Consider the following 14131-nt stretch of genomic DNA (forward strand, 5'->3'; position numbering starts at 1 on the left):
CTAAAAAACTAATTCCTGGGGGGTTTTCACCTTTGCAAAGCTATGGTGCGCTAGTCACGAATTTTGGAGGCTGGACGATCGAACTACCTTGGTAACTTCGATCGCCCCCCCTCCTCAAACGTTTACTGTCCTAGTGCTATGTCTCACGCTGCAACTGTGCAATCTTTCATTACAGGGCAAGCCTTAAGAGACTTAAGCTTCGCTTTTGCGGCTTTTGCGACCGCCTTCGCGACCAATTTGAGCCATGTGTTCGCGATTTCTGCTGACAGCTTCGCCGCCTTTTTGGCCAGCTTGTCTGGCTTCTTCAGGGGTGAATTCGTGTGCAGTTCCTTTCTCGTGTGCAGCTTTTCCGCCTTTGCTAGCAATTGCGCGCTGTTTTTCTGCATCCATAGAAGCGAATCCGCGTTTGCTTTTCTCAGCCATGACTGTCTCCTTGTTTTTTTCTGATTTTTTAGCTCGATCGCGCCTTCGCCTCCCACTGTCATGGTTACTCCCAGCCAGTGGTGAGATATCCGACGGTAAATTATGAAACCTCATCACACGAATCTAAGCTTTTGGTTTAACTCGCAGGATGACTCTTTCATAATTTACAAATGTGAACTAAAAATAGTTCACGCCCGGGCACTATAGTTAGAGCCGCCAATGTTTTAAGCTGGTTACTGTCTTTCAATCATTCTATAAACCTCCCCAACTTTTATACCTCTTTCTCAGGTATAGTCATTCTTTAGTTCGCTGGAAGGATGGAACCGAAAGCTGATTGGCAGTAGACTCAGAGGATTTTTCGACTTAACCGCGCCACCTCAAAAATTAAAAGTCCAAAGACGGATGCTTTTTTGGTCTTTTTACTTTTTTTTTGGGCATTCCGCACTTGCCAGTTATCCCTATGTTAGTTGGTCTGCCGATCGAGTGGTTTCTGGCAAGCGATATTTTGGGGCGCAGCGCAGGACGTACTCGATCGCACTTATCAAGTTTACCTTATGACCTATGGAAACATACATCGGTTTTACGCCTGTTTGCGTCCTCAGCGCGGCTCCTACCGTTGAGCCCTCTAGCAGCAAGGGTTGCCAACTGCCCCGATCGAGTCCGACTTCTGAATGTTCTCCAATAAATCGATTTTTGGCAACTCCGATCGTGGGAATCCCTGTCAAAACCCCCAAATGGCAGGCCAGACCGAATCGGCGGGGATGGGCTAGTCCTTGACCGTCGCACAATATCAAGTCTGGCCTCAAACTGATATTTTCCAAAGCTTCGAGAACTGCCGGCACTTCTCGAAAAGACAGGAAACCCGGAATATAAGGAAAAGTTGTAGGACTGCGAACCACAGCTTGCTGCTGCAATTGCAAGTCGGGAAAGCTCAGAACTGTTACAGCGGCCCGCGATACATCGTCTGTAATGTCGTAGCCGACATCTACACCGGCGACGTACCGAACTGTGTCCAGTTGATTTTGGGTAATTACCTCTGACCGAAGCTGTTCTTGAATGGCGATCGCCTCTTCAATTGTCTGCGGCCAAGGGTGTCGCTGCAACATTTTGATTTTTTTTCAACCGTTCTCATCTAAGCTTAACTTATTTTTGGGCATTTTTAAACTCGGATTTTTATCGTTTGTAGCTATAAATTCCCAACTTGCCCAAGGAGTCTTTTTTTCTACTCAGGAGGGTTGAGCAAGGCGGGCCGATGCCAATTCTACAAATAGAGTCTGTAGGTCTGAGAGGGAAATTCTATCTTTCGTGGCTTGCATGAACCCGCAAAGGTTTTTGTAGCACGCACCTGCCATTTACCATTAAAATTTACCCACAAATTAGCAGTTGAATTCTGATTTTTTAGCTTTCTAGAAAGCTTTGTCTTTCCGATCGCCCTTTTATCGCTTCTCAAAGAGCGATCGAGCTATCTATTTACTTCTGCTTTATCTAAAAAAATCCTCTTTGTCAAGATGATTGAAACATTTATTCATCAATAATCTCACCCAGCTACAAGTGGGATTGTTCATACCCACTCATCGAGCTAAGAGGTTCCCAGACCCTGACAAGTATATGACTTTTATGAATAAAGATACATAAATTTATGAGTAGTTGCACCATTAACATGAAGTTATAATCTTAGATAACATCGAATATAAAACTAACATCAAGTAACACAACATAGGTGAATCAACATATGAAAACCATGCAAAGTGTTCAGTACAACCTAGCTCTCTACATCGTCGGTGGCATCGTCTTCATCATCGCAGCCTTAATTTTAAGACCTTTTGCCCTCGTCGGCCCAGGGGAACGGGGCGTTATGATGCGCTTCGGGAAAGTTCAAGACGCGATTTTAGATGAAGGCATCCACCCGATTTTACCGATCGTCACCTCTGTAAAAACTATCAGCGTGCGGGTACAAAAAACAGATTTGAAAGCAGATGCAGCATCCAAAGATTTGCAAAGCATTACAACAGATTTGGCAGTAAACTGGAATGTTGACCCCGCCAAAGTAAATCAAGTTTTTCAACAAGTGGGAGACGAAGAACAAATTGTTACCAGCATCCTGAGTCCGGCAATTTCGGAAGTTCTCAAAGCAGCAACTTCTAAAAAAACCGCAGAAGAAATTATTACTAAGCGCACCGAACTCAAAACAGAAATCGACAACAGCCTCAAAAAGCGTTTGGAACCTTACGGCGTGATTGTCAGAGATGTTTCCTTAATAAATTTTGGCTTTTCTCCAGAATTTAGCAAAGCCATCGAAGCCAAACAAATAGCAGAACAGGAAGCTAAACAAGCAGAATTTACAGTTCAAAAAGCCACCCAAGATGCTCAAGCTGAAATTAACCGTGCTAAAGGTAAAGCTGAAGCTCAACGCTTGCAGCGGCAAACTTTAACTACTGAAATTTTGCAGCAGCAAGCGATTGAAAAATGGAACGGCCAGTTTCCGACAGTAATGGGAGGAGGCGGAACTTTGCCATTAATTAATATTGCGCCGCCGACTTCTCAAGCTGCAACTCCTGCTAAATAAGCTGCTGCAGATCGTGATTGCCAGGGCGCGGGGAGAAGGGGAGAGGGGGAGAGAGTCTGAGGGGGAGAAGAATAGAGGGTTTGTCACTGCGGAAGTGAAGAGGCGCTTTTTTAAATGCCCAACAGCAAGGGTAGAAAATACCAAACAACTAACGTGAAATCCCGCTTACTTAAATGTGGAGATACAATTTACGTTGCGCGAGTCCTGAAAAACGTTAGAGTAAGAAACAACTCGGAAATTGTAAAGGTTTGCTTGAAAGTTCGGCTGATGGGAGATCGGGAGAACCAGTCAATTTCTAATTTAGGTGAAGTGGGGGATATCGGCGATCGCCATTCTGCGTCAGAAGCCCTGTGGCTGCGCGATCGAGCTTTGGCCGCTACTAGCAGCGGCATTGTCATTGCTGACGCCAATGCACCCGATTGTCCCATAATTTATTGCAATCCGGCTTTTGAACGGATGACGGGTTACTGCGCCAGTGAAATCTTGGGGCGCAATTGCCGATTTTTGCAAGGCCCGGATACCGATCGCACTACTGTAGCTAAGATCCGCGACGCCTTGCGCCAAGGTCGAGAAATCCAGACAACAATCAAAAATTACCGCAAAGACGGCACTGCTTTTTGGAGCAAATTGTCGCTATCTCCGGTGCGAGACGACAACGCTAATTTAACTCACTTTGTAGGAGTTCAATCTGACTTGTCGGAACCAATATGTGAAGTGCAGCAAGCATTGCAGCAAGCTAACGACCAACTGCAAACGATTTTAGAAGCAGTTCCGGGCACAGTATCTTGGATTAGCTCGGATTTGCGCTATTTGGGGGTTAACCAGCACTTAGCCAAACTGCATGGTTTGCGGCCGTCGGCTTTTGTCGGTCAAGATATTGGTTTTCTGGGCGCTAGCTCGGATTTTAACTCTTTTGTGGTGGAGTTTTTTGCCGGCGACGCTACGGAAGCGGTTAAAGAACTCAACGTTAAGCTACAAACCGACGCGGGAGAGTCGGAGGGATACTATTTGATTGTGGCTCAAAAGTACGATCAGGGCAAAGCAGCTTGTCTGGTAGGGATTGACATTACCGAGCGCAAGCGGGCAGAAGAAGCTCTGGTGCTGACTCGCAAGGCGGTAGAAAGTTCGAGTGACGCGATCGGCATCAGCGATGCGAACGGCACTCACATTTATCAAAATCAAGCGTTTTCTCAGCTATTTGAATGGGACACCGCAGAGGAATTTAAACTAGCCGGAGGTATATCGGCAGTTTTTGCTGACCCCGCAGTCGCCCGCGAGGTACTCGATACGATCGCCCAGGGTTATTCTTGGTCTGGTGAAATTACCAACTGCACTAAAAGCGGTAAAACTTTGCAAGTGTTACTGCGGGCCGATGCTATTAAAGACCGCACAGGGAAAATTGTCGGTCTGATTTACATGAATACCGATATTACCGACCAAAAGCGCACGGAACAAGAGCTGCGGCAAAGCGAGAAGCGCTTTCGATCGTTGATTGAAAATGCTAGAGACATTATTGTGATTCTCGACGAGAAAGGCTTTTGCCGCTATGTCTCTCCTTCCGCCGAGCGGATTTTGGGCTACCCGACGGCGGAAGTGCTCGGCCGATCAATATTTGACTTGATTCACCCTGACGAATTGCTAATAGTGGATCAAGTGTTCAAAGGTGTCATGCAAATGCCGAGAGTTAGCCAGGGAATGGCGGAATACCGAGTGAAACACAAGGACGGTTCCTGGTGCGTGTTGGAAGCGGTGGCGACGAATTTGCTCAACGAACCTTCGGTGCGGGGAATTGTCGTCAACTGTCACGACGTGACTGAACGCAAGATGGCTGAAGAACAACTGTTGCACGATGCTTTGCACGATGCGCTGACAGAGTTGCCGAACCGTGCTTTGTTGACTGACAGGTTGGGGCAAGCTTTTGCCCGCGCCCAACGGCATCCGAGTTATCAGTTTGCGGTGCTGTTTCTGGATTTGGACAGGTTTAAGGTGATTAATGACAGTCAGGGACACCGCACGGGCGATCGCCTGTTGGTGGCTGTGGCTCGCCGTCTCTTGACTTGTTTGCGGCCAGGGGATACGGTGGCTCGTCTGGGGGGGGATGAGTTTGTGATTTTGCTGGAGGAAATTAAAGGTGTTGATGAGGCGATCGCCCAAGCAAAGGAAATTCTCAAAACGATCGAACGACCGCTTTATTTGGAAGGTAATAAAGTTTTAATTACTGCTAGCATTGGCATTGCTTTGAGTACCGACAAATATCAGTGGCCGGGAGATATTTTGCGCGATGCTGATATTGCCATGTACCGCGCCAAAGCTCTGGGTAAAGCTCGCTACGAAGTTTTTACCAGTGCGATGCACACTCAGGCGGTGGCTTTGATGCACTTGGAACACGATTTGCGGGAGTCGGTGGAAGAACTAAATTTGAAATATTCCATAGTGGATTTCGCCTGTGGGACGGCGACGGAAAACTCGCCCATGAGTGAAATCGATCGCAGATTGGAGCGTCCGAAGTCGCAAGTGACTACTTTAAAATTGGAATGTCCTTTTACTGTTTATTATCAGCCGATCGTTAGTTTAAAAACTGGTTCAGTTATCGGATTTGAGGCGCTGGTGCGCTGGCTGCACCCGGAACGGGGTTTAGTTTCCCCGATGGAATTTATTGCGATGGCGGAGGAAACAGGGTTAATTACGCCTTTGGGCTTGTGGGTTTTGAACGAAAGCTGCCGCCAAATTATTAAGTGGCAGAGTTTGAATTTACCTGTGGGAAATTCGCCGCTGACTGTAGCAGTAAATCTTTCGGGTAGGCAGTTTTCGGAACCGGAATCCATCAAACAAATTAAGCAAGTTTTGCAGGAAACGGGTGTTGATGCTCGCTGTTTGAAGTTGGAGATTACTGAGACTGTGGTGATGGAAGATGGGGAAGCGGCGGCGGCGATGCTTTCGCAGTTGAGAGACTTGGGTATCGGGCTGTGTATTGATGATTTCGGCACTGGTTATTCGTCTCTGAGTTATTTGCATAAGTTCCCGATTAATATTTTGAAGGTCGATCGCTCTTTTGTCAGTCGCATCGGGGAAATGGGGGAAAATTTGGAAATTGTGCGGGCGATCGTCATGCTGGCCCGCAGTTTGGGGATGGAGGTAGTGGCAGAAGGTGTCGAAACCGCCGTCCAATTGGCTCAAATGCGGGCGATCGGCTGCGAGTACGGTCAGGGGTACTTTTTCTCTAAACCTCTCGATAGTGAGGCAGCTACAGCCTTGTTGAGGCGATCGCCCAAATGGTAATCCGATCTACAATAGGAATTGTATCAAGATAAACTCATACCAAAACCTATGTCTCAATCGATCGCCCCAGTTTTAGCAGAACAGCAACTCGATACTTCGCCGACATTAACCTTTGAAGAATACCGAGTTTATCAAGGAGAATCTGATGTAAAATATGAACTGTACAAAGGCAAATTAATCCCGATGCCAACAGCCACAGTTTTACACATCAAAATTTGCGAATATTTAGTTTACCAATTGCAGCGTTACCTAGCTGAACACAATCTCGACTTAGTAGTAAAAACGGGTCTGGGAGTGAGAACAGATGAAGATAAATCTCGGATTCCCGATGTAGTTGTCTGCACTCAAAGTCTTTTGGAACAAGCGGCTGCTAGACCAGGTGCAGGCATTCTCGAATTTGATGAAAAGCCGCTGTTAGTAGTAGAAGTAGTTAGCGAAAATCGCCGCGAAGATTACGTGATTAAACGCGGAGAGTACGAATTAGCGAATGTGCCAGAATATTGCATTGTTGACCCTAAAATGGGCAAGCAAAAAATTCGGCTTTTTGCATTGATTGAAGGTGAAGATGGTTACACGTATACAGATTTCTTGCCTGGTGAGGAAATGGTGTCTGTAGTATTTCCCGATCTGGTTTTATCGGTGGATGAAATACTAAACCCGCCATTGGTAGAGGAGTTAGTTAAGGCAGAAAACGCGCAATTGCGGCAACTCGAACAGGAAGCTGCAATGGAACGCCAACGGGCCCAAGAAGAGGGTCAACGTGCCCAAGAGGAGCATCAACGCGCTGAAAGGTTGGCGGCGAGGTTGCGGGAGTTGGGCGTAGATCCTGATGCTGTGTAGGAAATTGGATAAAGTGCGCGCGGCGAAGCTATCCGGTAGGGAATCGCCCTTGATGTATCTCAATCATCGATCGGCAAATCGCGCAGGAAATAAAAGCGATCGCTTTGCGAATTGTCTCCTTTAATTCGCCCTAAGTAACCCGTCAGCGGTGAAGAAAGTTCTATAGTCAAATCCTTTACTGATTCGTTTGTCAGCTTAGAATCAGTGGCGGCAAATCTAGCATTGTATTGAACTTTAATCTCAACAACCGTTGGAAAGTCGCTATCTGAGCAAAGTTGTTTCACTGCTTGTATGATTTGCGATCGCAGCCTAATTTCTCTTTCAACTTTCTCAATATAATCCTTAATCCTGTCGTCAATTTGCCGCCCCATTTCTAGATAGGGCTTTAGTTCAACTAAGTTGACAGCACCTGGATATTTAGCTTTTAACTCAACTAGCTTCTGTAAAGTCATGGCATTGATAATACTAACTTTCCACTCTTGTGCTGCTTTCAACATATCCACCGAAGGATTGCCAGGGCCAATCACTAACTTGGTAGATTCTAAAAATTTATCCCGACTTAAGTGCATTCCTCCCAGTTTAATCAATTCTTCAGCAGTTCGACTAGGGATAAGTCTACCCGCCTTACACTCACCAACTAAGGGATAGGGTTTGGAGCAAAATAAATCTAAACCACCAGCACCGCCTTTGTAGGCATTTTCAATCTTGAATCCTAAAAATTCAAGGCTTTGACGTGTGATATTCTCAAAATCTGTGCCTGCTTGATAGTTGCTTTTTTTTTCTTCTAGTTCTATACTGCGATTTCCTAAAGCTGCTATAGTCTTTATCCAAGCTAAATCCGGTTTGATGGGTTTTACAGGCTTATCGCTACTCCAACCTAGAAACATTTTGATTTCTGCGTCTAGTTGTTTGGCTTTTGGGTTGGTGGTGGATAAATGCACTAATGCACTTTGCAACTCTTCCAATTCTGGATGTTCAGGAGGCTCTAGTTTTTCCAGCTTTTGACGGCGTTTGGCAAAGATAGACTCGCTCAACACTGGCGTTGCATCAGTAACAGTTAGGGATTTTGGCAAAGATACAAAATTGCCGCTGGGATGCACTGGCATTTCCAGCGGCTGAGGCAGTAAATAAACCCGCAGGTAAGCTACAAAAATAAACGGACGCTGCTGGAGAATTTGCTGTAATGCCTCTGTTTTCCAGACTGTTAACAGCGACAAAGCCTCTAATGATTCTGGATCGTTCAGCGTTTGGCAAAATTCGCACCTAGCCCAAGCTTTGATCGAAACTTTATCTAAAACTACGAGGGGTAGTTCTAATTGCCCTGACTCTGAAAACAAGCTCATTTGCTTAGGTTTTATCAAGGACATATTAGAATTATCGGTTGGATAAAGTGCATATTGTTCTCCCGGATTAAACGTTCGCCAAACTATTGCTGCAATCATTCGCCCTTGGATTAAAGCTTCTACGTCTGGGGCAGGTAAACGGATAGCCCTGTCAATGTTGACTAGCGACATGGATTTACTGTTCTCGAATATAAAGTTAATAGTTTATGAAGCCTTAATTAAATTGGCTGAGTAAATTATCGCACGACTTATCTAATTCTTCTGACTCCGATAAGTCATCCATAATAGACTCCGCTACAGTTACGGGTTCATCTTCAATCAGATCGGTAGGAACCTGATAGGACGGATCGCTAAGAATCTCTCTAAGCAAGGGGTTGCTAGCCCCTAGCATTTTCTCAGCACCTTTTTCTGCAATAAAGTTGAAAATTTCCTCCTCACTCACCCCATAATCTACTTCGCGCTTCTGATGAACAGCCCGAATAGCTAACAGCGGTTTGATTTCATCTTCTTTCAGTGGAACATATTCTCCACCTTGCTGTTTAATGAGCGGTACAAGATACTTTTGTTCAAGGTATGAAGTAATCTTTTTGCTCTGGGAACGAACCAAACAACCGCGAGTTAAATTAAAAGTTGGGTAATCATTTAACCTTTTTAAACCCGCTCCTAACCCTTTGCCCCCAGCATACTGAAGCACTGCAACTCCAATAGTTACATCTATTCCGTTGTCTTTGACAAGTACCTTGAAATTGATGTAATCATCCTTGCCTCCACGTTTTTTAACTTTATCTGTAGCTTCCTGAAGTGTGACCCTTTCCACCGTCTGACCAATCAAACTCTGAAATCCAAATAAAATAGCATCAGCAAGCAGATAATTATCTTCTAAAAAATTTCCTACATCTTCCTCTAGCTCTTTGACAAAAGCAAGTTCAACTGGATTAGAAATATCGGGATTTTTAGTGCCTTCCCCCGTAGAAATAGGAGGCTGACAATTTTCTTTACACCACTTCAAAACCTCTCTAGCAGTGGGTTTGCCTTTGCCAAGCTCGCTAAGTTGAATGTGAGTGAATGGATAAATTGGCTCAGGAGGAATTAAGTTTTGTCGTTCATAATATTTGTCTAACCAAAAGCTAACTAAGTTAACAATTGATTCTGCATCCATGTATTTCAAGTCAATCGGATTTCCCTGCACCGAAACCTTAGTGAACACTCCCCCAGGTAGCTGCTTTATTTTATTGCTCCATTGAGGAGGCATCATTACACTCAGTATCAAACCCCGGTTTAGATTTTGGAACAAATCTTTGATTAGTCCTGCAACAATCTGACTGATGTGTAAGCCACTAATATCGTCGTAGGCATCAGGCGTGTCTAACTCATCAAAGCAAATGACCAGTTCCTTGTACTCACTAATCAAATCTAAGATTTGCAAAACCGCCTCAAAAGATTGGCATTGAGTTGGTAGTTCCAACTCCTCGGCTTTGTATTTAGCAAGTTCTTGACCCTCTAACCATTTGATTGCATAAAGTGATTGCTCGTCGGAGAGTGTCCAAAAAATTGCCTTGACAATATCAGGATCGTTAACACTTTTCGCTTGCAGAAATGCTTTTGTTAGATCCTTAACCCACTTTTTTAGTTGCTTGGGCGTGCCTGCCTTAAATTTGCCAAATAATTCTTGAGGAGCAAAAAGTTTAGCATTGGGTTTGGAAACCTTTAAAGCATTGTTAGCCATTGCCGTTGCTAGTTCTTGCCACTGTCTCACCCCATCTCTACCAATCTTTCCCAGGCTCTCAGCCAATATTCGCTGAAATCCTTGTTTAATTTGATTGATATTACCATATTTATTAGCGTAGACAAACAAGCCCCCGCCATGCTCCTGTAGGCGATGGCGAATGCGGCTAATAATGTGAGTTTTTCCAGTTCCATCCTGAGCCGTTATAGCGATGGAAGTTGTCTTGTAGTGACCAGCACGAATTTGAGCTAGTGCCTGAAATACAGCTTCTGAGGCGTGGGCATTTATTGTCTCAACATCGAAGAATTCCTGGCCCCAAACATCACCAGCATTGAGAAAAGGAGGTTTAGCAAATGGATTTTGATTTAAAAGAGCGGCGTTTAGGTCTTCAATGGAAGAAAAAGAAGAATTAGTCATGGTTTTTTGTGTGAGGTTAACGAATTTACAAAGGGATTTAGGCCAATTTTAAGGATTTAGCCGTTTGACATAGTAACGGAGTGCACCAAGTGCAGTTTTGATAGAATCTTCAGTTTTATCGGGCGTGATTTCTATCATTTCACCGCCTATGAGTTGAAAAATATCAGTAGCCTGCATTTCCAACAGCCACTCATTGAACTCCGATCGCCCTACCCTTTCCCCGATCGCCCGACGCATCCGATAAATCGGCACCAAATCGTCTAAGTTATAATCCCGGTTCAAGCTGTCATACACATCGATCGCCACAGCCTTAAAATCCTCATAGGATGCGATCGCCCCGACATCCGCCTTTTCCTTCTCAACCCGAACACTTGCCGCACCATCCTGATGCCGAATCCACTTCAACAAAGAATTTCCCAGCCGAGTACCAATTTGAGAACCATCAAACTCAAACAGAGAATCCTTACTTTTCAAGCCTTCCGCTAAAACTTCTTTCCCCTTCGCGCTCAATTCCACCAGCGTCACCCGATTTACCAGCGAATACTCGATCGCCCCAGTCGCCTGCAACTCACCGAGCACTCCCAGATATCTCTGACTCGTCTCATTAGTGCGAACAATCCGCTTAGTCAACTCCCCCTTTTTCACCTTCATCTTCCCGCCGCCCAAATCCCACAAATTCAGCAGTACCCGAACTTTAGCCTTCGCATCCCACACCGCTTGCTCTTCCGGTGTCAAAGTTATAGGCACCGCAATTTCACTTTTCTCAGACATATCCATACCTTTAAATACTTATTTTTACTCTTAAATTTTACCAGAAACCTTGCTGGCCAACATTTAAACTTTTCCGCAAAAATCCGCGCGAGGCTACGCACAACTTATGCAAATTTTATTTAAAAATAATAGGCATTGACTAAAATTGAATTCTTTGATAAAATACCAACTCTAACAAGCGATCACACTTCAAATTCTCTGCACCAAATGCGATCGAAACTATTTTAAGCACAGCCCGCTACTTCCTAGCAACCTCAACAAATGTAGCGATCCCAACCGCAGCTAACAACCAGCAAACCAGCGTAACTGCGACTTTAGTTCAATGCCCGATTCTGCCTTTAGAAAGACGAATTCAACCTAAACATCTTGTTACATTGCAATGGCAATCAAAACATTCAACAACAGTTTACCAATGAAAACTATTCCCGACCAAATTTCCAACATCAAAGAAAAACTTCCCGACTTTACTCCCACCCCTCCCGGTTTAAAAGCTCAAGCATCTAGCCACGACCTCAAAGCCCGTTTAGATTGGGGCGAACCAGGACTCACAATCATCGACGCCCGTGACTTTGAAAGCTTCACCAAAAGCCACATTACCGGCGCCGTACCGATGCCAATTGACGAATTAGTCGATCGAGCACAATCCAGTTTAGAACCCATCCGCGACATCTATATCTACGGCGAAAACGACCAACAAACCGCCGAAGCTGCCAATCTTCTCCGCGCAGCAGGCTTTAGAAAAGTAGCCGAACTAAAAGGCGGAATTCCTGCTTGGAAAGCCATCGAAGGCCCCATCGACGGCGCCGTCGAACACAATACTCCCGGCCCCGATGCCTATAACGTTTTCTCTCGCTTGCAACACCACGCCGAAGCCCAGAAAACCAACAAATAACCTCAGATTGGCGGCAGAATTCGCCCATAAAATCTGACACTTAATAAACCCGGTATCGCAAAAGTTACCGGGTTTATTAGACCTCTTGCAAAAATCCTTTTCCTCCCTCAATTAATGGGACGGGCCAGATGACCCTCCCACAAGAAAAAATAAAACTTGTGGGCTGGGCATCTTGACCGTCCCAATTATTTTTGCAAGAGGTTTATAGATATGAACTTATACTAAATCCTGCCTCAATTTTCTTAGCAAACAGTATATGTAGGGTGCGTCGCCCTCAAAAATCTTAAATAATATCCACAATCTTTGAGGGACGCACCTGACACAATATTTCAGCAAACAAACCCACACTCATTATTGTTGAAAGACGAGGCGAGAATTAGTATAACTTCCTGCCATCCAAATATGCCTTAACTTCCCCAAACATTAGGCGGTTTGCATCAAAAGTAATCCGTTTAACAGCCTCCTCAAAAGAAAGCCAAGCAGAATTTTGAACTTCCTCCTCTTGCAAAACAACTTCCATCGAATTGACAAAACCTAAAAAGTAAGTCACAGTCTTTTCAATCGGTTCCCCATCCTTAACAAAAGAATAGTGTTCCGTAAAACTGGGCTCATCCAGCATTTCAAAATCCGATATACCTGTTTCCTCCTCAAATTCCCGCCTTGCCGTTTCCGCAGGAGATTCCCCCGGATTCGCGTGACCTTTCGGAAACGCCCAATGTCCCGCTTGATGTTGAATCAACAAAAACAAAGCATCAGCTTCCTTTCCAAAAATCGGCACAATCCCAAAACATTCATCTTTCATTTTTCTGATATTTCCTATTAACTATCGTGTTCTTAGAGTCCGCGAAGGCGGACTTTGTTTGTGTAGACGCGATTTCCAATCGCCGGGAATTTATGGTTTCAACTAAAATTCCCACCCAAGCGAGTCTGCTGTTCGTAAACCAGCTTCAAAGTATTAACATCCCTCGCAGAAATAGGCGGAGGATTTCTCACCTGAGAAAAATAAAGCACATCAGTTTCCATCAAACTGTGGCCCCAAATTCCCAAAGCGTGACCCAACTCGTGCCGCGCCGTCGCCGGAATATACTTCCCCACTTGATTCGGATTCAAATAAACCGAAAACCGATGAGATAACACCGTTTTATCCCCATCCCGACGGGCGTATAACTTATAGGTAGCCTCTCCTGAGCGCGATCGCAAAACCCCTTGACGCAAAGGCGGAGCCCGACGTAAAATCCTAATATCAGCCACCTCCGAACTATCCACCACTTCCAAAGGCAAATAAACCCCCCATTCTCGCACCACATCCAACACAGCCGCCACCCATTCTTCAGACTTATTAGCATCAACTGGACGCTCAACATAAACCTGAATCGGAAACTTCGACCACAACAAATGACCAAAATTCGGTGGCTTAACCTGGTCAAAATAATCCCCGCTATCCGTGGAATCTTGCCAATTTGCTAGCGTTGGTGGCAAAGGATGAACCTGTGGATTCGGCAAACTATTGGGGAGAGAAGAAAGAGTCGCCGCCGGAGTATTAACCTGAGTAAAAATTATCAGGCTAAAACAACATACAGCCAATCCCAAACCAGCCAGCAATCGAGGTTTTACCGTAAGTTTCCACAACCGCATTTTTCTGACTGCACTTAAATTTCATCTTTAGGGCGGGCTAGAAGCCCAACCCCTACTCCCCACAATAATTTATTTATGTGGCACGGGCGTCTCGCCCGTGAGCTAATGTGGCACGGGCGTCTCGCCCGTGAGCTAATGTGGCACGGGCGTCTCGCCCGTGAACTAATGTGGCACGGGCGTCTCGCCCGTGAACTAATGTGGCACGGGCGTCTCGCCCGTGAACTAATGTGGCACGGGCG

Annotated in this window: 11 protein-coding genes; 4 read left to right on the forward strand and 7 right to left on the reverse strand. The window is 45.2% G+C overall.

Annotated elements, in window-relative coordinates; all coding sequences use genetic code 11:
- Nucleotides 1-192: 192 nt before the first annotated feature.
- Both QUB26_RS10525 and nfi read right to left on the reverse strand, forming a co-directional pair.
- On the reverse strand, nt 193-423 hold the full coding sequence (locus QUB26_RS10525; protein WP_006631632.1) for a KGG domain-containing protein: 231 nt from the start codon (nt 421-423) through the stop codon (nt 193-195).
- 458 nt (nt 424-881) lie between these two features.
- Nucleotides 882-1529, reverse strand: a complete 648-nt coding sequence (gene nfi / locus QUB26_RS10530) for a deoxyribonuclease V (protein WP_333241568.1) — start codon at nt 1527-1529, stop codon at nt 882-884.
- 635 nt (nt 1530-2164) lie between these two features.
- Between nfi and QUB26_RS10535 the strand changes: the two genes are divergently transcribed.
- The 3 genes from QUB26_RS10535 to QUB26_RS10545 all read left to right on the forward strand — a co-directional run bounded on the left by QUB26_RS10535 (nt 2165) and on the right by QUB26_RS10545 (nt 7108).
- Nucleotides 2165-2989, forward strand: coding sequence for a prohibitin family protein (locus tag QUB26_RS10535; protein ID WP_333317827.1), 825 nt, complete (start codon nt 2165-2167; stop codon nt 2987-2989).
- A 267-nt stretch (nt 2990-3256) separates the two neighbouring features.
- A complete protein-coding gene (locus tag QUB26_RS10540; RefSeq protein ID WP_333317852.1) occupies nt 3257-6268 on the forward strand; it encodes an EAL domain-containing protein in 3012 nt (1003 codons plus the stop codon).
- A 48-nt stretch (nt 6269-6316) separates the two neighbouring features.
- On the forward strand, nt 6317-7108 hold the full coding sequence (locus tag QUB26_RS10545) for a Uma2 family endonuclease (protein ID WP_333246082.1): 792 nt from the start codon (nt 6317-6319) through the stop codon (nt 7106-7108).
- A 59-nt stretch (nt 7109-7167) separates the two neighbouring features.
- Here QUB26_RS10545 and QUB26_RS10550 read toward each other — a convergent pair whose 3' ends face one another.
- From QUB26_RS10550 to QUB26_RS10560, 3 genes are read right to left on the reverse strand one after another with little or no spacing between them, the layout of a single operon-like run.
- A complete protein-coding gene (locus QUB26_RS10550) occupies nt 7168-8622 on the reverse strand; it encodes a DUF1802 family protein (RefSeq protein WP_333317829.1) in 1455 nt (484 codons plus the stop codon).
- Between the two features lie 43 nt (nt 8623-8665).
- A complete protein-coding gene (locus QUB26_RS10555) occupies nt 8666-10594 on the reverse strand; it encodes a P-loop NTPase fold protein (RefSeq protein WP_333317831.1) in 1929 nt (642 codons plus the stop codon).
- Between the two features lie 48 nt (nt 10595-10642).
- Nucleotides 10643-11365, reverse strand: a complete 723-nt coding sequence (locus tag QUB26_RS10560; RefSeq protein ID WP_333317833.1) for a hypothetical protein — start codon at nt 11363-11365, stop codon at nt 10643-10645.
- A gap of 412 nt (nt 11366-11777) precedes the next feature.
- Between QUB26_RS10560 and QUB26_RS10565 the strand changes: the two genes are divergently transcribed.
- A complete protein-coding gene (locus tag QUB26_RS10565) occupies nt 11778-12257 on the forward strand; it encodes a rhodanese-like domain-containing protein (RefSeq protein WP_333302918.1) in 480 nt (159 codons plus the stop codon).
- Nucleotides 12258-12633: 376 nt separating this feature from the next.
- Here the strand turns inward: QUB26_RS10565 and QUB26_RS10570 are convergent, their stop codons facing one another.
- On the reverse strand, nt 12634-13059 hold the full coding sequence (locus QUB26_RS10570; protein WP_333200260.1) for an NUDIX domain-containing protein: 426 nt from the start codon (nt 13057-13059) through the stop codon (nt 12634-12636).
- A gap of 98 nt (nt 13060-13157) precedes the next feature.
- On the reverse strand, nt 13158-13892 hold the full coding sequence (locus tag QUB26_RS10575) for a peptidase (RefSeq protein ID WP_333317835.1): 735 nt from the start codon (nt 13890-13892) through the stop codon (nt 13158-13160).
- Nucleotides 13893-14131: the final 239 nt, after the last annotated feature.

Source organism: Microcoleus sp. B4-C1 (assembly GCF_036705285.1).
GTDB lineage: Bacteria > Cyanobacteriota > Cyanobacteriia > Cyanobacteriales > Microcoleaceae > Microcoleus.